The sequence below is a fragment of the Embleya sp. L77 genome (genome assembly GCF_055557415.1).
The window spans coordinates 2,920,911-2,940,586 of record NZ_CM145709.1; the positions used below are offsets into that span (position 1 = coordinate 2,920,911).

At 71.2% G+C, this 19,676-nt stretch carries 19 protein-coding genes; 11 read left to right on the forward strand and 8 right to left on the reverse strand.

Annotation, left to right across the window (positions count from 1 at the left end):
• Window positions 1-23: 23 nt before the first annotated feature.
• The 5 genes from ACZOOI_RS12270 to ACZOOI_RS12290 form a co-directional block, all read right to left on the reverse strand.
• Entirely contained in the window at window positions 24-869 is an 846-nt protein-coding gene (locus tag ACZOOI_RS12270) for an anti-sigma factor family protein (protein WP_465280687.1), read from the reverse strand.
• A complete protein-coding gene (locus tag ACZOOI_RS12275; RefSeq protein ID WP_465280688.1) occupies window positions 866-1,516 on the reverse strand; it encodes a sigma-70 family RNA polymerase sigma factor in 651 nt (216 codons plus the stop codon). The genes ACZOOI_RS12270 and ACZOOI_RS12275 overlap by 4 nt, the downstream gene beginning before the upstream one ends.
• Before the next feature lie 116 nt (window positions 1,517-1,632).
• Window positions 1,633-3,198, reverse strand: a complete 1,566-nt coding sequence (locus ACZOOI_RS12280) for a hypothetical protein (protein WP_465280689.1) — start codon at window positions 3,196-3,198, stop codon at window positions 1,633-1,635.
• A complete protein-coding gene (locus ACZOOI_RS12285; protein ID WP_391588149.1) occupies window positions 3,195-3,455 on the reverse strand; it encodes a MoaD/ThiS family protein in 261 nt (86 codons plus the stop codon). Before ACZOOI_RS12285 ends, ACZOOI_RS12280 begins: the two co-directional genes overlap by 4 nt.
• Before the next feature lie 120 nt (window positions 3,456-3,575).
• The gene (locus ACZOOI_RS12290; protein WP_465280690.1) at window positions 3,576-4,334 is read right to left on the reverse strand and encodes an alpha/beta hydrolase; all 759 of its coding nucleotides are present in this window, start codon (window positions 4,332-4,334) and stop codon (window positions 3,576-3,578) included.
• Between the two features lie 243 nt (window positions 4,335-4,577).
• Here ACZOOI_RS12290 and ACZOOI_RS12295 point away from each other — a divergent pair, with 243 nt between their 5' ends.
• From ACZOOI_RS12295 to pstB, 10 genes are all read left to right on the forward strand, one after another.
• A complete protein-coding gene (locus ACZOOI_RS12295; protein WP_395864396.1) occupies window positions 4,578-5,291 on the forward strand; it encodes a winged helix-turn-helix domain-containing protein in 714 nt (237 codons plus the stop codon).
• 167 nt (window positions 5,292-5,458) lie between these two features.
• Window positions 5,459-6,478 carry a LacI family DNA-binding transcriptional regulator gene (locus ACZOOI_RS12300; protein ID WP_391588147.1) on the forward strand — a complete coding sequence of 340 codons (1,020 nt, stop codon included), beginning with the start codon at window positions 5,459-5,461 and terminating at the stop codon, window positions 6,476-6,478.
• Window positions 6,479-6,522: 44 nt separating this feature from the next.
• Entirely contained in the window at window positions 6,523-7,464 is a 942-nt protein-coding gene (mshD, locus tag ACZOOI_RS12305) for a mycothiol synthase (protein ID WP_465280691.1), read from the forward strand.
• Between the two features lie 84 nt (window positions 7,465-7,548).
• Window positions 7,549-9,726, forward strand: coding sequence for an RNA degradosome polyphosphate kinase (locus tag ACZOOI_RS12310; protein WP_465280692.1), 2,178 nt, complete (start codon window positions 7,549-7,551; stop codon window positions 9,724-9,726).
• Window positions 9,713-10,696: a CHAD domain-containing protein gene (locus tag ACZOOI_RS12315; RefSeq protein WP_465280693.1), complete on the forward strand. Its 984-nt coding sequence runs from the start codon at window positions 9,713-9,715 to the stop codon at window positions 10,694-10,696. The genes ACZOOI_RS12310 and ACZOOI_RS12315 overlap by 14 nt, the downstream gene beginning before the upstream one ends.
• The gene (locus ACZOOI_RS12320; RefSeq protein WP_465280694.1) at window positions 10,689-11,495 is read left to right on the forward strand and encodes an NUDIX hydrolase; all 807 of its coding nucleotides are present in this window, start codon (window positions 10,689-10,691) and stop codon (window positions 11,493-11,495) included. Before ACZOOI_RS12315 ends, ACZOOI_RS12320 begins: the two co-directional genes overlap by 8 nt.
• Before the next feature lie 288 nt (window positions 11,496-11,783).
• On the forward strand, window positions 11,784-12,929 hold the full coding sequence (gene pstS, locus ACZOOI_RS12325; protein ID WP_465280695.1) for a phosphate ABC transporter substrate-binding protein PstS: 1,146 nt from the start codon (window positions 11,784-11,786) through the stop codon (window positions 12,927-12,929).
• A gap of 37 nt (window positions 12,930-12,966) precedes the next feature.
• Entirely contained in the window at window positions 12,967-13,962 is a 996-nt protein-coding gene (gene pstC, locus ACZOOI_RS12330) for a phosphate ABC transporter permease subunit PstC (RefSeq protein ID WP_391588141.1), read from the forward strand.
• Entirely contained in the window at window positions 13,959-15,068 is a 1,110-nt protein-coding gene (gene pstA, locus ACZOOI_RS12335) for a phosphate ABC transporter permease PstA (protein WP_391588140.1), read from the forward strand. The genes pstC and pstA overlap by 4 nt, the downstream gene beginning before the upstream one ends.
• Window positions 15,069-15,133: 65 nt before the next feature.
• Window positions 15,134-15,910: a phosphate ABC transporter ATP-binding protein PstB gene (gene pstB, locus ACZOOI_RS12340; protein ID WP_391588139.1), complete on the forward strand. Its 777-nt coding sequence runs from the start codon at window positions 15,134-15,136 to the stop codon at window positions 15,908-15,910.
• Between the two features lie 143 nt (window positions 15,911-16,053).
• On the opposite strand, the gene ACZOOI_RS12345 is transcribed toward pstB, so the two are convergent.
• Complete coding sequence (locus ACZOOI_RS12345; RefSeq protein WP_465280696.1) at window positions 16,054-17,049, reverse strand: inorganic phosphate transporter; 996 nt, start codon at window positions 17,047-17,049, stop codon at window positions 16,054-16,056.
• 4 nt (window positions 17,050-17,053) lie between these two features.
• Entirely contained in the window at window positions 17,054-17,674 is a 621-nt protein-coding gene (locus ACZOOI_RS12350) for a DUF47 domain-containing protein (RefSeq protein ID WP_020552276.1), read from the reverse strand.
• A gap of 394 nt (window positions 17,675-18,068) precedes the next feature.
• Between ACZOOI_RS12350 and ACZOOI_RS12355 the strand changes: the two genes are divergently transcribed.
• On the forward strand, window positions 18,069-18,449 hold the full coding sequence (locus ACZOOI_RS12355) for a metal-sensitive transcriptional regulator (RefSeq protein ID WP_465280697.1): 381 nt from the start codon (window positions 18,069-18,071) through the stop codon (window positions 18,447-18,449).
• Window positions 18,450-18,769: 320 nt separating this feature from the next.
• Here ACZOOI_RS12355 and ACZOOI_RS12360 read toward each other — a convergent pair whose 3' ends face one another.
• Complete coding sequence (locus tag ACZOOI_RS12360) at window positions 18,770-19,642, reverse strand: SCO4651 family lipoprotein (RefSeq protein ID WP_465280698.1); 873 nt, start codon at window positions 19,640-19,642, stop codon at window positions 18,770-18,772.
• Window positions 19,643-19,676 lie beyond the last annotated feature (34 nt).

Below are 19,676 nucleotides of genomic sequence, written 5' to 3' on the forward strand. Positions count from 1 at the left end.
GGCGGACAATTACTGGCGATTTGTCATGGTTGCGCGGGCGGGATCTCCAGCAATTGCTCACCGTCGCCGACGGTTTTGACGGCGAACCGGGTGATCTCGCCGACCGGGATGCTGGTCGCGCCCCGAATCGGATCGCCGGATCCGTACCCGCCGTTCGGGACCACCCACGAGGACGCCGTCTCCACCCGGCCCCGGGTGCCGTAGACGTCCAACTGGCAGCGGGTGCCCGGCCGGATGCCGGACAGCGACAGATCCAGGCTGCTGCCCCACGCGGTGGCGGCGTAGCGCAATTCGGCACCCATGCCGGAGCGCGGGTCGCCGCCGCGGGCGATCCGACCGCCCGGCTGCCCGGGCGGCGTCGCGGTGCCGGCCGGGCCGGCCGTCCCGGACGGGCGCCCCGGTGCCGCGGTCGTCGGCGGCGCGGCGGCCGAGTCGCCGGTGTCCGAGGAGTCGCCGAGGGCCCAACCGGTGAGGCCCGCGAGGACCATCAGCACGGCCGCCGCGGCGGCCACCGCATGGCGCAACCGGCGGCTCCGATCCGCCTGCCGGGCCGCGGCGGACAACACGCGTGCGGGCGCGGCGCCGTTCGCCGCCACACCGCTGGCCTGTGCCTCCGCCTCGGTCAGCCGGGCGAGCAGGGCGGGCAGGCCCGCGAGTTCCTCGTATTCGGCCCGGCAGCGCGGGCACGTGGCCACGTGTTGCCGGACGCGGACGGCCTCGTCCTCGTCGAGGGCGCCGACCACGAACGCGCCGAGATCCAGGCGGGCCACCGCGCAGCCCAGCCGTGCGGGTGGGCCCGCCGGCTTCGGCGGATGCGCGTCGGGAGCGGCGCCGTTCGCCGTCGCGTTCTCGTCCCCGGTGTCCGTCACGGGACCAACCCCCTTTCCTCCAAGGCCACGCGCAGCGCTCGCAGCGCGTAGTACGTCCGTGATTTGACCGTGCCCTCGGGCACGCCCAGCGCCTTGGCCGCGTCGGCCACCGAACTGCCCCGGTAGTAGGTCTCCAGCAGCACGGCGCGGTGTTCGGGGCTCAGCGCGGCCATCGCATCGGCGACGTCCCAGGCGAGCACGGCCCGGTCGAACTCGGCCTCGGCGCCTTCGTCCGCCACCGTCGCCAGCACCGCGTCGCCGGTCTCGGGCGGGCGGGCCCGACGGGCCCGGCCGACGTCGATCACCACGTTGCGGGCCACCGTGCACAACCAGCCCCGCACCGAACCCCGGGCGGGGTCCAGCGCCTCGGGATGACGCCACGCACGCAGCAGCGTCTCCTGGACCACGTCCTCGGCCCAGGCCCGGTCGCCGCCGGTCAGGCGCAATGCGAAACCGAGCAGCGGGCCGCCGTGTTCGAGGTAGAGCGTGCGGATGACCGCTTCGTCGGCGGTGGATATTCGCGAGGCGGAGTGCAGCGGGTCGGCGGCGGGCCGCTCGTCCCCGGCAGGGGGTCGGGCCAGGAAGGCCCGGGCCGCCGCCGGATCCGCCTGGGCCTCGGCGCCGAGCAGTTCCGAACGTTGTGCCACACCCGCTGCACGGGTGGGCGGGTCCGGCGGTTCATCCCGGCTCCCGGGACGGGGCCGGCGGTGTATCCACGGCATGGCCGCATCCTCCCGTGGCGGGGCCGCCGCCGTACGGATAATCAGCCGATCATGACCCTGCCCAGCAGATACGCGGCCGGAGCGGCGAGTGCGAGCGGCAGGGACACACCGGCGGTGAAGTGAACGAACCTGGACGGATGGTCGTAGCCGGCGACCCGCCGGCCGAGCAGCCCGAGCGCCGAGGCGGCGGCGCCGAGCAGCGCGGCGTACGGCGCTTCGCCGCCCAGCGCGATGCCCGCGGCGGCGCCCGCCGCGGTGCCGAGCAGCCAGGACGGAATCGGCGCAACGGCAGGCGGCAGCGGCACCGCCCGCACCAGCGTGGCGACCCCGGCCGCGAGCACCGCGCACACCACGGCCGCGCCCGCGTCGATCGGGCCGCCGTGGAGTTCGCCCGCGACCAGGTAGGCGACGTCGAACGCGGTGATCAGCGCGGCCGACGTGGTCACCGTGAGCGCGGGCAACAACTCGCCCGGCCGGGCGCCGCTCCGGGCCTGGAGGGCGAGCATCACCAACAACGTGCCGGCGAGCACGGCGGGCACGCTCGCCAGACCCTGCTCACCCTTGGCGTAGACCGCGACATCCGTGCCGAACGCGGCCACCACGACCAGCGCGATGCCCTGGCGCGCCGGCCACATGCCGTTGAGCCGGAACCATCCGGCGGCGGTGAGCACCTGGAGGAACGCGACGCCCAGCAGCAGGGCCGGCTTCCCGGCGATCGCGGTCACCGCCAGGACGGCGGCCAGGCCGACCGTGCACAGCGCCGGCAACATGCCCGGCGGATCCCAGATCGGCGTCCGGGGCGTACGTGCGGGCGCCTCGCCGGTGCGCTGGGCGGGCACCCGGGCGAGCCTGCGCCCGGAGCCGGCCGGGGCGTCGTGGGCGTCGTACTCGGCGGGCGCGTCGTTCGGGTGGTCGCGGTCGTAGCCGAAGTCGTGATCGACGTCGGCGTGGTCCTGCTCGTGGTCGAACGCGGTGTACTTCGCCGACTCGTTCCGCAGGTGGTCGTCGTGGGGTCGATACTCGCCATACGAGTCCGGCCCGGCGTCGGGGATCGGCTCGACGATCGCCGGCAGCACGCTCGTCGCACCGTCCCGGTCCGCGTGGCCCGAGCCGTAACCGTCCCACCCGGGTTCGGCGAGCGCGGGCGACATCTCGGTGGCGTCCGGGTAGCCGTATCCCCCGGCGGGCGCATTCGGCAGCGGTTCGGCGTATGCCTGCGGGGCCTGCGAGATCTGCGGATAGGAGTCCTGCGGGTAGGACTCGTGCGGATAGGACTCCCGGCCGCGGTCGTCGTCCCGAGAGTAGGGCTCCTGCGGCCGGGTCTCCACCGGGTACGGCGCCGCCGGGTAGCCGTACGAGCCGTGGTCGGCAGGCTGCACGTACTGCCCGGATTCGGCATGGCCGCCGAGTTGGCCGCCGTACGCGTCGGCGGCGGGTGTGTCGTACGGCTCGCCGTAGTACTCGCCGGATGCCGCGAACGCCTGCTCGCCGTAACCCGGTTCGGTCGGGCCCGGGTCGAACGGGGGATCGCCGGGGATCGCGGCGGGGTGGTAACCGGCCGGTTCCTCGTATCGGTCGCCCGCCGGGCGCCCGCGTCGGCCGCTCATCCGCCGGCGAAGGGAGGCAGGACCTCGACGGTGCCGCCCTCGGTCAGGGTGATCGCCGTGTGGTCGCGCCGCCCGACGGGGTCGCCGTCTACGACGAACGAGCAGTTCGCGACGACCGCGCCGAAGCGGGTCGAGTCGTCGTGCCGTTCACGGGCGCGCCGCAGCGCCTCGGCGAGGGTGGCCGCGTCGTACGGCTCCTCGGCCGTGCCCGCGGCTTCCTTCGCCGCGGCCCAGTACCGCATGGTGCCGACCGCCATCGCGCGCCCTCCCGTGTGTTCCGTGTCTGCGTCCGGGGCTTCGGCGCCCCGACGGCGCCGAAGTGTGCAGCATCCATGATGACGCCTCCCGACGGGACGTTCGGCCGCCCGGCGTCCGGATCACGTCTCGGTGTGCGCCCGGGCCCAGCGGGCGATCCGATCCACCAGGTCGGCGCCGACCGCGTTCTCGGCGTGCCCGAGGCCGGGCTCGATCCACAGGTCCTTCGGGGTGCCGGCCGCATCGTGGATCTGCCGGGGGTGGTCCAACGGGAAGTACGGGTCGCGGTCGCCGTGCACCACGAGCAGCGGCGTGGGCGCGATCGCCGCGGCGGCCTCGAACGGGGCGAGCGGCACCGGATCCCACTCCCGGGCGGAGATCCGGGTGCGCAGCACGAAGCGGGCCACCGCGCGCCCGGTCCGGCGTTCGATCGCGAAGTGCACTCGGCGCATCGGCTGGGTGCCCCGGTAGTACCAGCGAGCCGGCGCGCTCACCGCGACCACCGCCGCGACCCCGCCGTGCAGCGCGGCGTGCCGCAGCACAACACTGCCGCCCATCGAGAAGCCGACCGTGACCACCCGCGGGTAGCCGAGCCTGCGAGCCCACCCGACGGCCGCCTCCAGGTCGCGTACCTCGCGGTCGCCCACCGTGCTCAGGCCGGTGGACGCGCCGTGGCCACGAAAATCGAAGCCGATCGCCCCGCCGTGCGCGCGCAGCCCTTCGAGCACCGCGCCGACGGCGGGCCGGCGCCACGAACCGGTGAACCCGTGGGCGACCACGAAGACCCGATCGCGCGGCCCGAAACCGGCCGCGGGCCGGTGTACGGCGCTGATCCGCACGTCGTCGTCGGTGATCAGGACGGCCTGCTCGGGTGCAGGCATTCCGGTGAACGGGGGACCCGAAGGTGTCCGCAGTGCGGGAAGATCCCCGGGTAGGTCGGTTCCTCGAGACATGTTCGCTATCCTGACCCCGCAGGCTCACCTCCGACGACGGGCACACCCCACGGACCCCAGAAGTGGTTCCCGAAGGGTTACGGAATCGGACGAGTCGGCGACCGATGAAGGATCCGGGCGACGATGCCCCGGGTCCTTTCGTGTTTTGTGCCTGTTTTGGGAGGTGTCCCGTTGAGTGCACTGCTGCTGCTCACGAACGCGCTCCAGCCGTCGGCCGAGGTGCTGCCCGCACTCGGTCTGCTGCTGCACCAGGTACGCGTGGCGCCTGCGGAGGCGTCCGCGTTGGTCGACGCGCCGGCCGCGGACGTCATCCTGGTCGACGGTCGGCGCGACCTCCCGCAGGTGCGCAGTCTGTGTCGGGTGTTGCGGACCACCGGGGTCGGCGCCCCGCTGGTGCTGGTGGCCACCGAGGGCGGGCTGGCCGCGCTGACCGCGGACTGGGGCGTCGACGACGTCCTGCTGGACACCGCCGGGCCCGCCGAGGTCGAGGCCCGCCTGCGGCTGGCGATCGGCCGGCTCCAGGCGGCGCAGGGGGCCGAGGACGAGCCCACCGAGATCCGCAACGGCGACCTGAGCATCGACGAGGCCACCTACAGCGCGAAGCTGCGCGGTCGGGTGCTGGATCTGACGTTCAAGGAGTTCGAACTGATCAAGTACCTCGCGCAGCACCCGGGCCGGGTGTTCACCCGGGCCCAGTTGTTGCAGGAGGTGTGGGGTTACGACTACTTCGGCGGCACCCGCACGGTCGATGTGCACGTTCGCCGGCTGCGAGCCAAACTCGGGCCCGAGCACGAGTCGTTGATCGGTACGGTGCGCAACGTCGGCTACCGGTTCGTGGTGCCCGATCGGGGCGTCGGCGAGCCCGCGCTCGCCGATCGTACGTGACCCGTCGCTCGGTGCCGGGCCCGTCCGGTGGAACCGACGGAGCGTCGAATTCCGTGCGCCACAGCACAAAGCAGACTTATCCGGAAGAACGCGGAGAAGCATCCCGCCCCGCGTCCAGGTTGTGAACTCCCGTGAGTCGCGCCGGTCCCCGTCCCTACAATGACCGCGTGCCCAAAGTGACCCGCGACGACGTCGCCCGCCTCGCGGGGACCTCCACCGCGGTGGTCTCCTACGTCGTCAACAATGGCCCGCGCCCGGTCGCGCCGGCCACGCGCGAGCGTGTCCTCGCCGCGATAGACAAGCTGGGTTACCGGCCCGACAGCGTCGCCCAGGCGATGGCCAGCCGCCGGACCAACCTGATCGGTCTGGTGCTGCCCGACGCCCGTCAGGCGTTCTTCGCCGAACTCGCGCACACCGTCGAGCAGGCCGCCTTCGAGCAGGGCCGACTGGTGCTGATCGGCAATTCCGACTACGAGGACGACCGCGAACTGCACTACGTGCGCGCGTTCCTCGGCATGCAGGTGTCCGGGCTCGTGCTGGTCAGCCAGGGCCCCTCGGAGCGCGCCGCGCGCGAGATCGCCACCCGGGACGTGCGGGTGGTGCTGATGCACCGTCAGCCCGACGCGCTCGGCGGTGACGCGGTCATCCTGGACGACGTCGAGGGCGCCTACACCGCCGTCCGCCACCTGATCGACACGCACGGCTTCACCCGGGTGGACTGCCTGGGCGGCCCGCCCAGCACACCGGACTCGGGCGACCCGGTCACCGACCACGTCACCGGCTGGCGGCGGGCGATGACCGAGCGCGGGCTGTCCACCGAGGGGCTGCTGCACGAGGCGCCCTTCGGTCGGTTCGGCGCCTACCAGGTCGCCTTGTCGCTGCTGACCGGCCCGGATCGGCCCCGGGCGCTGTTCTGCTCGACCGACGACCAGGCGATGGGTGTCCTGCACGCGGCCCGCGAGGCGGGTGTGCGGGTCCCGGACGACCTCGCCGTGGTGGGCTTCGACGACATCGCCGAGGCGGCCATCGCCGATCCGCCGCTGACCACGGTGACCTCCGACCGACCGGGCATGGCCCGCGCCGCGGTGGAACTGGCGCTGGAGCGCGAACCGGCCGCGGCCGGCGACCCCCGGGTGCGCACCTTCCCCTCCACGCTGGTGGTCCGCCGCAGCTGCGGTTGCGGCTGACGGCCGCGCGACGACCCGCGACACCGCTCAGTACCGTGGAGGCCATGGACCTCGCGGATGTGTCGATCGAGACGGTGAATCGGGCCTCGGTGGAAGACGCCTCGGCCGTGCTGGCCCTCGCGGAGGCGGCGGCCGGCCTCGACGGCGCCTCGCCGCTGTCCGAGCAGTCCCGTCTGGAGCTGCGGCACGGCGCCCCCTCGGCGCGCGAGCTGCTCGCCCGGGACGGCGCCGCGATCGTCGGCTTCGCCCACCTGGACGGCTCGGACCTCGTGGACGGCCCGTCCGCCGAACTGTTCGTCGCACCGGCCGCGCGCGGCGCGGGCCTGGGCCGGGCACTGCTGGAGTCGCTGGCGGCCGAGGCGGCCCGGATCGACGAGGCCGGCCGGTTGCGGGTGTGGGCGCACGGCAAGCTGCCCGCGGCCGAGCGGCTGGCCGCGGCGCTGGGCTTCACCGCGTTCCGCGAGTTGTGGCAGATGCGCCGCACGGCCGGCACCCCGGTGCCCGACCTGGACATGCCCGCCGACGTGCGGCTGCGCACCTTCCGTCCCGGCACGGACGACAAGGCCTGGCTGGCGCTCAACGCCAAGGCCTTCGCGCACCACCCCGAGCAGGGCGCGTGGACGGCGGACGACCTGGGCCGCCGGTTCGCCGAGCCGTGGTTCGACCCGGCCGGGTTCTTCCTCGCCGAGGACACCGACACCGGCGAGCTGCTCGGCTTCCACTGGACCAAGACCCACCCCGCGACCGCGGACTCGGGCCCGCTGGGCGAGGTGTACGTGGTCGGCGTCGACCCGGCGGCGCAGGGCCGCGGGCTCGGCGCGCTGCTGACCTCGGTGGGTCTGCGACACCTGGCCCAGCGCACCGTCGAGGGCCGCCCGCTCGCCGAAACACTGCTCTATGTGGATGCGGACAACGAGGCGGCCGTCAAGGTGTACACCCGATTGGGCTTTCGCGTACACACCGTCGATGTGATGTACCGACGCTGAACACGGTGTGAAACCTGGCGAACATCTGTTTCGGGTCGGGGTCGCACAGGTGCACATAGACCGTCGCGAAAAGACAATGGTCTGATGAACGCCGAGACTCCTGCCGCTCGATCCTCCCGACACCTGACCGTGGCCGTGCCGCCGGCGAAGGCGGGCGGCACGAACACGGTCGCCGCGGCCCCGCCGCTGCCGGAGAGCGAGCTGCCCCTGGACCGGTTCCTGGACCGGGAGGGCAGCTGGCTGGCGTTCAACGAGCGGGTGCTCGAACTCGCCGAGGACCCGAGCACACCGCTGCTGGAGCGGGCCCGGTATCTGGCCATTTTCGCGTCCAACCTGGACGAGTTCTTCATGGTCCGGGTGGCCGGTCTCAAGCGCCGGATCGCCACCGGTCTCGCGGTGCGCGCGGCCAGCGGCCTGCAGCCGCGCGAGGTGCTGGAGAACATCTGGTCGCGCAGCCGGGCCCTGATGGCCCGGCACTCCACGTGCTTCCACCACGACGTGCTGCCCGCGCTCGGCGAGTCCGACATCCAGCTGCTGCGCTTCGACGACCTCACCGACGGCGAGCGGCAGTCTTTGTACGCGCTCTTTCGCGAGCGGGTCTTCCCGGTGCTCACCCCCCTCGCGGTGGACCCGGCACACCCTTTCCCCTACATCTCCGGCCTGTCGCTGAACCTGGCCGTGATCGTGCGCAACCCTCGCTCGGGCAACGAGCACTTCGCCCGGGTCAAGGTGCCGCCGCTGCTGCCGCGCTTCGTGGAGACCTCGCCGGCCCGCTTCGTGCCGCTGGAGGAGGTGATCGCCGAATTCCTCGGCGATCTGTTCCCGGGCATGGACGTGCTGGGCCACCACGCCTTCCGGGTCACCCGCAACGAGGACCTGGAGGTCGAGGAGGACGACGCGGAGAACCTGCTCCAGGCACTGGAGCGGGAGCTGATGCGCCGCCGGTTCGGCCCGCCGGTCCGGCTGGAGGTCGAGGAGACCATCGACCCGCACGTGCTCGACCTGTTGGTGCGCGAGTTGGGCGTGGGCGAGAAGGAGGTCTACCCGCTGCCCGGTCCGCTGGATCTGACCGGTCTGCATGCGATCGCCGACCTGGACAAGCCCGAGCTGAAGTTCAGCCGCTTCGTCGCCGGCACCCATCGCGACCTGGCCGAGGTGGAGACCGCGCAGGCCGCCGACGTGTTCGCCGCGATGCGCAAGCGCGACATCCTGGTGCACCACCCCTACGACTCGTTCGCCACGTCGGTCCAGGCCTTCCTGGAGCAGGCCGCGGCCGACCCGGACGTGCTCGCGATCAAGCAGACCCTGTACCGCACCTCGGGCGACTCGCCGATCGTGGACGCGCTGGTGGACGCGGCCGAGTCCGGCAAGCAGGTACTGGTCCTGGTCGAGCTCAAGGCCCGCTTCGACGAGCACGCCAACATCACCTGGGCGCGCAAGCTGGAGCAGGCCGGCTGCCATGTCGTGCACGGCGTGGTGGGGCTCAAGACGCACTCCAAGCTGTGCCTGGTGGTCCGCCAGGAGGGCGACACGCTGCGCCGCTACTGCCACATCGGGACCGGTAACTACAACCCGAAGACGGCCCGGCTGTACGAGGACCTGGGCCTGCTGACCGCCGACCCGCAGGTCGGCGAGGACATGTCGAACCTGTTCAACCGGCTCTCCGGCTACTCGCGCGCGCAATCGTTTCGGCGGTTGCTGGTGGCCCCGCACTCGTTGCGCAACGGGCTGGTCGAGCGGATCGAGCGCGAGGTGGCCAACCACGAGCAGGGACTGCCGGCGTACGTCCGGCTCAAGTCGAACTCGCTGGTCGACGAACTGGTGATCGACGCGCTCTACCGTGCCTCGCAGGCCGGCGTCCCGATCGATCTGTGGATCCGGGGCATCTGCGCGCTGCGCCCGGGCGTTCCCGGTCTGTCCGAGACCATCCGAGTGCGCAGTATTCTCGGGCGATTCTTGGAACACTCGAGGGTGTGGGTGTTCGCCGGCGGCGGCGAACCCGAGGTGTGGATCGGCAGCGCCGACCTGATGCACCGCAACCTGGACCGCAGGGTCGAGGCGGCGGTGCGGCTGCGCGGCGATCGACACCGCGACGAGATGACGTCCTTCATGGACCTGGGGATGAGCGCGGAGACCGCGTCCTGGCATCTGGACCGGGACGGCACCTGGACCAGGCACGCGACCGCTGCCGACGGCAGCCGGCTGCGTGACGTGCAGGAGCACCTCATCGAGACCCGGAGGCGCAGACGTGGGCCGGACTAAGCAGGCGACCGCCATTCCTCGGCAGCGCGCGGCGGCCGAGGACACCTCGGCCCGCGCCATCCTGGTCGCCCATCTGGTCGGGGAGGCCGGCGCGTTCATCGACGAACTGCCCCGACTGAGCGCGGGCGAGGAGGAGGCCGCGCACAACGCGCGCGTGGCCGCCCGGCGGATCCGCAGCGCGCTGGCCACGTGCGCGCCGCTGCTGGAGCCGGAGCCCGCCGCACGCCTGCGCACCCGGTTGCGCGACGCGGCGGACGCGCTCGCGGGCGAGCGGGACGCCGAGGTGCTGCTGGAGCGCCTGCTGGCCGACCTGGACGCGCTGCCGGAGCGCCCCGGCTCGGCCCGGGCCCGGGCGATGGTCACCCGCCGACTGCGCGGCGATCTGGACGCCGGCCGGTCCCGGGCACTGGCCGCGCTGGGCACGGGGGTGTTCACCGCGCTGTCCGCGGACCTGGTGGAGCCGGCCCTGGGCCTGACCTTCACCGAGCGGGCCGCGGCACCGGGCGCCGAAGTCGTGCCCGCTCTGGTCGCCCGGACGCTGCGCCGGCTGGACCGCGCGGCCGAGGCGCTGCCGCTGGCGGCGGCGGGCGTGCCCTATCCGGCCGACCACGCCGGGTTCACCCCGTACGCGGGCACCGACGACGAGGCCTGGCACCGGGTGCGGATCCTGGCCAAGCGGGCCCGCTACGCGGCCGACATGTGCGTGCCCGTGTTCGGGCCGCCCGCCGCTCGGCTGGCCCGGCGGCTCAAGGCGGTGACCGAGGTGCTCGGCGTGCACCAGGACGCGACCATCGCCGCCGAGGCGGTCGCCGAACTCGCGGCCGGCCCTCGGGTCGGCGGGCCCACCGCCTTCGTACTGGGCGAGTTGTACGCGCACGAGCGGCACGTCGCCACGGCTCAGCGGTACGCGTTCACCCGGGTGTGGCCCAAGGCGGGCACCGTGCAGGCGCGGGCGTGGCTCGATGGATGATCCGCCCGCGTCCGCGCCCACCGACCCGGTACTCGCCGCGGGCGGGGTGCTGTGGCGTCGGGCCGGGGACACGGTGCAGGTCGGGTTGGTGCATCGGCCGCGCTACGACGACTGGTCCTTTCCCAAGGGCAAGCTGGAGCCGGGCGAGCCCGCGGTGGTGGCCGCGGTCCGCGAGATCGCCGAGGAGACCGGCTATCGGGCCATCCTGGGCCGCGAGCTGGGGGTGCGCAGTTATCCGATGCACTCGCGCGATCGGCTCAAGATCAACCGCTACTGGGTCGCCGAGGCGGTCGCCGGCGAGTTCGTCGCCAATCACGAGGTGGACCGGATGTGGTGGGGTCCGCCGGAGGAGGCCGCGACGCTGCCCGGGACGCCGGACTACACCGCGTCGCTGACCGAGGCGTTTCGCACCGGGCCGCCGCCCGCGACGGTGCCGGTCCTGGTGCTGCGGGCGGGCCCGGCGTTCGCCCGACGGCTGGTGCCGATGCTGGCCGCGTTCGGACCGGTGGAGGTGTACGGCTGCGCGGAGCCGGCCGCGGCCGCGACGGTGGCGCCCTATGTCGAGGCCGTGGGGGCGCGGGTCCGGGCGACCTCGTGCTCGGTGGCCGACGCGCTGCGCGGCGGCCGGCCGACGCTGCTGTGCGCACCCGTTCCGGACCTGCCCGGCGCCGCCCCCGGGGCGACCGCCACCCGGCTGGCCGCCGAGCCGTTGCTGCCCGGGGAGTTCGCCGTCCTGCACGCGTGGGCGGGTCGAGTCGTGGCCATGGGCCGTTACGCTCCCTACCCGACGGGAAGCTGAGCACTTGGTCAAGCCGTTGTCACGGTTTACCGAACGTCACACTGCGCGCATCTGAACACCCGATGAACACGATCCGGCCGGCGCGACAAAGCCCCAGTTCACGGGTGGTAAATGAGCACATGAGCGGACAATTCATCCAGCGGTCGGCTTATCTGACTCGACCGTTCGAGTTCACCCTCGGTTCACTTTGCGCGGCGGATGGCTTCATTCTCACGGCCTAACTTCATGGATGACGGCGCCCGTTCGGGACGCCGCACCACGAGTTGAGTTCGATCGAAAGGGAGCGCCGTGACCATTCGGCCCCGCAGTGTCCGTCGCGGTATCGGCTTCACCGGCCTGGCACTCGCCGGCGCGCTCACGCTGGCCGCGTGTGGCTCCGACGACAACAGCTCGGGTGACGACAAGAAGTCGTCGACGAAGGCCGCGGCAGCCCCCGGCGCCGAGGCCCCCAAGGGTGACTGCGGGACGGGCAAGCTCGCGGCTGCCGGCTCCAGCGCCCAGAAGAACGCGATGGACGAGTGGATCAAGGCGTACCAGGCCAAGTGCTCGGGTGCCTCGATCGACTACGCGTCCTCGGGTTCGGGCACCGGCCGTCAGTCGTTCTTCGACAAGCAGGTCACCTTCGCCGGCTCCGACTCGGCGCTCAAGCCGGAAGAGGTCGCCAAGGCGGGCGCGGCGTGCGCCCCCGGCCAGGCGATCAACCTGCCGATGGTGACCGGCCCGATCGCCATCGCGTACAACGTCTCCGGCGTCAAGGACCTGGTCCTGGACGCGAAGACGATCGCCGGCATCTTCTCCGGCAAGATCACCAAGTGGGACGCCGCCGAGATCAAGGCGCTGAACCCGAACGCGCAGCTGCCCGGCACCGCGATCCAGACCGTGCACCGCTCCGAGGCCTCGGGCACCACCGAGAACTTCACCAAGTACCTCAAGGCCGCGGCCGGCGCCGACTGGACCTTCGACGCGGCCCAGGACTGGAAGGCCCCGGGCGGTCAGGGTGCCAAGGGCAGCGAGGGTGTCGCGTCGATCGTGAAGTCCACGCAGGGCGGCATCAGCTACATGGAGCAGTCCTACGCGGAGAACTCCGGCCTGGGCATCGCGCAGATCAACACCGGCGCGTCGGCCCCGGTCAAGCTGACCCCCGAGGCCGCGGGCAAGGCCGTCGAGGCCGCCAAGGTCGTGGGCGAGGGCAACGACCTGAAGCTGTCGGTCGACTACGCGACCAAGGCCGAGGGCGCCTACCCGATCATCCTGGTCACCTACGAGATCGTCTGCGAGAAGGGCACCGCCGCGGACAAGCTCCCGCTGCTGAAGTCCTTCCTCAGCTACACCTCCAGCGCCGAAGGCCAGAAGGTCCTCGCGGGCATCGGCTACGCGCCGCTCCCGACGACCGTCGCGGACAAGGTCCGCGCCGCCGTGGCCGGTCTGTCCTAGTCCGAGCCCGCTGAGCGACCGACTCGTACGGAGAGAGATGTCCACCACCACTCCCACCGCACCGGCGGAACCCGAGCGCAAGGCCCCCGCGGCCAAGCGCACCAAGGTTCGGCCAGGCGACCGGATCTTCTCCGGTGCCGCCCGCGGCGCCGGCATCAGCCTGCTCGCCATCATGGCCGCGATCGCGATCTTCCTCGTGGTCAAGGCGACGGACGCACTGTCGAAGAACCAGGGCAGCTTCCTGACCGACCAGGGCTGGGACCCGAACACGGCGAAGCCCGCGTTCGGTGTCGTCACGCTCGTGTTCGGCACGGTTGTCAGCGCCACCATCGCGATGCTCATCGCGGTGCCGGTCGCGGTGGGGGTGGCGCTGTTCATCACGCACTACGCTCCCCGGCGGATCGCCCAGACGCTCGGCTACATCGTCGACCTGCTGGCCGCGGTACCCAGCGTGGTCTACGGCCTGTGGGGCTACATCTTCCTGGCCCCCAAACTGCTCGGCCTGCACGCGTGGTTGTCCGACTACCTCGGCTGGATCCCGCTGTTCGACAAGGAGCAGGCGGGCGTCACCGCACGCACGCTGTTCACCGTCGGCATCGTGCTGGCCATCATGATCCTGCCGATCATCGCGGCGGTCACCCGTGAGGTCTTCCTCCAGGTGCCCCGCGCCCACGAGGAGGCCGCGCTCGCGCTCGGCGCGACCCGCTGGGAGATGATCCGGATCGCGGTGCTGCCCTACGGCAAGCCCGGCATGATCAGCGCGTCGATGCTCGGCCTCGGCCGCGCGGTCGGCGAGACCATCGCGGTCGCGATGGTGCTCTCCCCCAGCTTCACCGTCTCGATCCACATCCTGGACCCGGGCAACAACACGATCGCGGCCAACATCGCGAACCAGTTCGGCGAGTCCAACGAGATCGGCCGCGGCGCGTTGATCGCCTCCGGCCTGGTCCTGTTCATCATGACGCTGCTCGTCAACGGTGCCGCGCGAATCGTCATCAACCGGCGCAAGGCGTTCTCTGGAGCGAACTCATGACCGTCCTGGACACGGGCGACAAGCGCCCGGGCATCGGTACGGACGCGGTCGAGGCCGGTCGCGCGGGTCTGCCGGATCCGCGTGCGGCGTCGCTGACCCGTCGGACCCTGCCGCGTCAGGTGCCGTGGGCGATCGCCGGCGGCGGCGTGCTGCTGACGATCGTGTTCGAACTGACCCTGGACAACTGGGCGCTTGCGGTCTTCCTCGCCGGGGTGGCCTTCATCGTCGCCCTCTCCGCCGTCTCGTGGCGCTTCGAGGACAGCCGGCGGGCCCGGGACCGGTTCGCCACCAGCCTGATCTCCACCACGTTCGTGCTGGCCGTGCTGCCGCTGATCTCGCTGCTGGGCTACACCATCCAGCGCGGCGTGGACAAGCTCACGCCGTACTTCCTGTCCCACTCGATGCGCGGCGTGGGCGCCCGGGACGACACCGGCGGCGTCTACCACGCGATCATCGGCACCCTGGAGCAGGTCGGCCTGGCCGCCCTGATCGCGGTCCCGATCGGTCTGCTCACCGCGATCTACCTGGTCGAGTACGGGCGGGGTCGGCTCGCCAAGACGGTGACGTTCTTCGTGGACGTGATGACCGGTCTGCCGTCGATAGTCGCGGGTCTGTTCATCTACGCCTTCTGGATCATGATGCTGGGCTTCGAGGCGTCCGGCTTCGCCGGTTCGCTCGCGCTGATGATCCTGATGTTGCCGACGGTGGTGCGCTCCGCCGAGGAGATGCTCAAGCTGGTCCCGAACGAGCTGCGCGAGGCCAGCCTGGCGCTGGGCATCCCCAAGTGGCGCACCGTGCTCAAGGTGGTGCTGCCCACCGCGTTCGGCGGCATCGTCACCGGGGTGATGCTCTCCATCGCCCGCGTGATCGGCGAGACCGCTCCGCTGCTGCTGCTGGTCGGGCTCACCCAGTCGATCAACACCGACCCCTTCTCGGGCTGGCAATCGGCGCTGCCGCTGTACGTGTTCGACCAGAACCACGCCGGGAACCAATTCGCCGAGGAGCGGGCCTGGGCCGCGGCGCTCACGCTGATCGTCATCGTGATGATCCTGAACCTGGCGGCGCGGCTGATCGCCCGCTGGAAGGCACCGAAGGCGGGCCGATGACGGCCACCACGACAACCCGGTCGGCCGACCGCGGAACCGACACCCGCACCGATCCAGAGGCAGGAATGACCAAGCGCATCGAAGTTTCCGGACTCAACGCCTACTACGGCTCGCACAAGGCCGTCGAGGACATCTCGATGACCATGGAGCCGCGTTCGGTCACGGCCTTCATCGGTCCCTCCGGCTGTGGCAAGTCCACCTTCATCCGCACCCTGAACCGTATGCACGAGCTGATCCCGGGTGCCTCGGTGGACGGATCGGTCGCGCTGGACGGGCAGGACCTGTACGGCAGCGACATCGACCCGGTCGCGGTCCGCCGCACGGTCGGCATGGTCTTCCAGCGGCCCAACCCGTTCCCGACCATGTCGATCTACGACAACGTCGCGGCCGGCCTCAAGCTCGCGGGGATCAAGCGCAAGGGCGACCTGGACGCGATCGTCGAGCGTTCGCTGCGCGGCGCGAACCTGTGGACCGAGGTCAAGGACCGGCTGAACAAGCCCGGCGCGGGCCTGTCCGGCGGCCAGCAGCAGCGACTGTGCATCGCGCGGGCGATCGCCGTCGAGCCGCAGGTGCTGCTGATGGACGAGCCGTGCTCGGCGCTCGACCCGATCTCCACGCTCGCGATCGAGGACCTGATCGCGCTGCTCAAGGAGCGGTACACGATCGTCATCGTGACCCACAACATGCAGCAGGCCGCGCGCGTCTCGGACAAGACCGCGTTCTTCAACCTCGCCGGCCCGGGTCAGCCCGGTCGGCTGGTGGAGATCGGCGACACCGAGACGATCTTCTCGGCGCCCACCGAGGAATCGACGGCGGACTACATCGCCGGCCGGTTCGGCTGACGGTCGAGGCTTCGACGGACCGTCGGATGGACATGCGAGAGGGCCCACACCGGGACGGGTGTGGGCCCTCTCGATCGATATGTCGCGGGTGGGCCGAGTGCCCCGTACGTCCTGCATTACGTACGCGGCGCGCGACCGGCGGGTCAGCCCACGATCAGGTGGGTGATCCAGTACACGCAGGCCGCGACCAGGCCGGCGGCCGGCATCGTGGTGAACCAGCCGATCAGGATGTTCTTGGCGACGCCCCAGCGCACCGCCTTGACCCGCTTGGTCGCGCCCACGCCCATGATCGCCGAGGTGATGATGTGCGTGGTGGAGATCGGCGCCTTGAAGACGTAGGCCGTGGTGTACAGGATCGAGGCGGCCGTGGTCTCGGCCGCGAAGCCCTGCGGCGGGTCCAGCTCGATGATCTTGCGGCCGAGCGTGCGCATGATCCGCCACCCGCCCGCGTAGGTGCCCAGCGAGAGCGTGACGGCGCACGCGAGCTTGACCCACACCGGAATGCTGTCGCCCTGCTGATGACCGCTGATCACCAGCGCCATCACCACGATGCCCATCGTCTTCTGGGCGTCCTGGATACCGTGCCCGAGCGCCATGCCGGCCGCGGAGACGGTCTGCGCCAGCCGGAAACCGCGCTTGGCCTTGTGCGGGTTGGACTTACGGAACAACCAGATGATCCCGACCATCACCAGGTAGCCGGCGACCAGGCCGACCACCGGCGACACGAACATCGGGATGACGACTTTGTCGACGACACCGCTCCAGTAGACGGTGCTGGAGCCCGCGAGCGCGGCGCCGACCAGGCCACCGAACAGCGCGTGCGACGAGGACGAGGGCAGGCCGAAGTACCAGGTCAGCAGGTTCCAGAAGATCGCGCCGACCAGCGCCGCGAACAGGATGACCAGACCTTGATGGCCTTCGGGGGTGGCGATCAGCCCTTCGCTGACGGTCTTGGCGACGCCTTCGCCGAGGAAGGCGCCCGCGAGGTTCATCACCGCGGCCATGGCCAGCGCCGCTCGCGGGGTCAGTGCCCGGGTGGACACCGAGGTCGCGATGGCGTTGGCCGAGTCGTGGAAGCCGTTGGTGTAGGTGAAGAAGAGCGCGACGCCGATGACGATGATCAGACCAGTGAGTTCCACTGGGTCAGGACTCCTTGACGGCGATCGTCTCGACCGTGTTCGCCACGTGCTCGAACCCGTCGGCGGCCTCTTCGAGCACGTCGACGATGCCCTTGAGCTTGAGCACGGTCAACGCGTCGTAGGCACCACTGAACAGATGGGCCAAAAGCTTGCGGTGGATCTGGTCGGCCTGGTTCTCGAGTCGGTTGATCTCGATCCAGTACTCGGTCAGGTCCTTCATCGTGCGCAGCCGGGGCATCGCCTCGGCGGTCAGTTCCGAGGCCCGGACCAGCACCTCGATCTGATCCGCGACCTGCGGCGGGAGTTCGTCGAGCTGATACAGCACGACCAGGTCGACGGCCTCTTCCATGTAGTCCATGACATCGTCCAGTTGCGAGGCGAGGGCGTAGATGTCCTCGCGGTCGAACGGGGTGATGAAGGAGGCGTTGAGCTGGCGCATGATCGCATGCGTGGTGTCGTCACCGGCATGCTCGGCCGCGCGCATCCGTTCGGCGATCTCCGGACGAGCGGAGACCTCTGCGCCGAGCAACTCCGTCAGGAGCTTGGATGCGGTGACCAGGTTGCTCGCCGCTGCGGCGAACATGTCGTAGAAGCTCGTCTCCCTGGGGGTCAGACGCAATCGCACTGGAGGTCTCCGGGATAATGAAAGTGGTCGGCGTCGATGCTAGGCGCTCCGGCGGTCCTGCACGCAAACCGGGGAGTCGACGCGAACCGCGACCGTACCCGGCGGTAACGAGACGCGCGCTCACAGCGACGAACGGGCATGCGGAAGCACCCGTTCCGCCGCCTAGGACGCCCGTCACACGGCCAGAGTATGGGCCAGGGCGGCATTCGAGTGACAGTGCGGCCTACGCTCGATCCATGTCGCCCACATCACACGACGAGATCCGGGAACCGGTCGCGATGTCCGCGACCGCGGCGGGCGCGTGCGCCCGATACCGCCGGCGCGTGATCGGAATGCTTGCCGGATATACCCCCCGGGGGTAAATTCGGGTCATGGACGGTCACCCGATCGGGCCATGGACACGTGGGGAACGGCCGCAGAGACACGGGAGACGACGGTGGAACAGGATCCGCAGACGCCGGACACGACGGCGACGCCCGGCACATCGGGGCACGGGCACGGCTACAGCGGGCGCAAGGACGAGCACCTCAAGCGGCTGCGCCGGGCCGAGGGGCAGATCCGCGGGTTGCAGCGGATGGTCTCCGAGGACGAATACTGCATCGACATCCTGACGCAGGTCTCCGCGGCGACCAAGGCACTGCAATCGTTCGCGCTCAGCCTGCTGGAGGAACATCTGGCGCACTGCGTCGCGAACGCGGTGGAAAAGGGCGGCCCGGAAGCGGATGAAAAGGTCAAGGAGGCGTCCCAGGCGATCGCACGCCTGGTGCGCTCCTGAGGCCGCGGCGACGGGGGCCGGCCCGGGTGTGGGTCGCCGTCCCCCAGCCGCCGGCGAGTCCGAGCACCGCGTCGATCTGGGCCTGGGTGAGCGGACCCTCGCTCGCCGACGCCGCGATCATCAGGTCGCCGTAGAGCTCGATCTCGTCGAGGACGACATGGTCGTGTACACCGCGATCGGAGAACCGTGACACCCACATCACCTCCTCGTGCGCACCCCGGACGGGCCTCGGCCCATCCAGCGTACGGGCGGCTCCGCGGTGCCGACATGGCACGCCTGGGTCATATGGGGACCGCCCGGAACGACTCCGCGCGAGTGGCTCAGCCGCGTCCCGCCGGTGTGCGGGACGGGGTCGGCGCGACGTACAGATCCTTGGCCTCGGGCGGCTTGACGTCGACCACCACGCCGAAGTCGTACAACTCCGCCGCGGAGAGCACCTTCGCGGACGGCGGCGTCTTGCCCTGGTCCGGGCCCATCACGAACGCGAACGACTCCTCGACCTTGCGCAGCCGACCGGCGTCGTCGAGGTAGGCGTCGAACGGGATCGGCGCGCCGTCGAAGGTCTTGAGCGCGGCGGCCAGCGGGCCGCGCACCTCCGGCGCGGTCAGATCGTGCGCCTTGCGGATGTCCAGGGTGCCCCGGTAGTGCCGCACGGTGTCCGGGCCGAGCTTCTCGGTGCCCACGAGCACCACGTCGTCGTTGACCCCGCGCAGTATCTCGAAGGACGTCCCGGGGTCGGTGGCACCGCCGCTGACCAGATTGCCGTCGGCCAGCCCGTCGATCGCCAGCCGCACCCACTTGTCCTTGGGCACGCCCGGCGACCCGTTCTTCATGTAGAGCGCGTCGGGGGTGAGGATCTCCTGGAGCGGGCCGGCGATGCCCGACTCCTTGGGCGCGTCCACGGTGAGCGAGCCGATGTGCCGGACGTAGTCGAACATGCCCTGCCCGGTGAGCTTGACCACCCGGTCGGCGTTTTGCATGGTCATCGTGGTGCGGGTGCGCGAACTCTTCGCGCCGGTGGTGACATCGGCCGCCTTGCGGACCGCCAGGACCGCCTCGGACGGACCGTTCGCGGCCCCGCTACTGCCCTTGGCCTGCGCTCCCTGAGGTTGCACGTCGTCACCCTGACAGCCGGTGGCCCCGGCCAGGAGGAGGGCGCAGCAGACACCCGTGAGCGCGGTGCGGACCAACATGTGGGGTTCTCCCGGATGCTCGGAATCCTCGCGT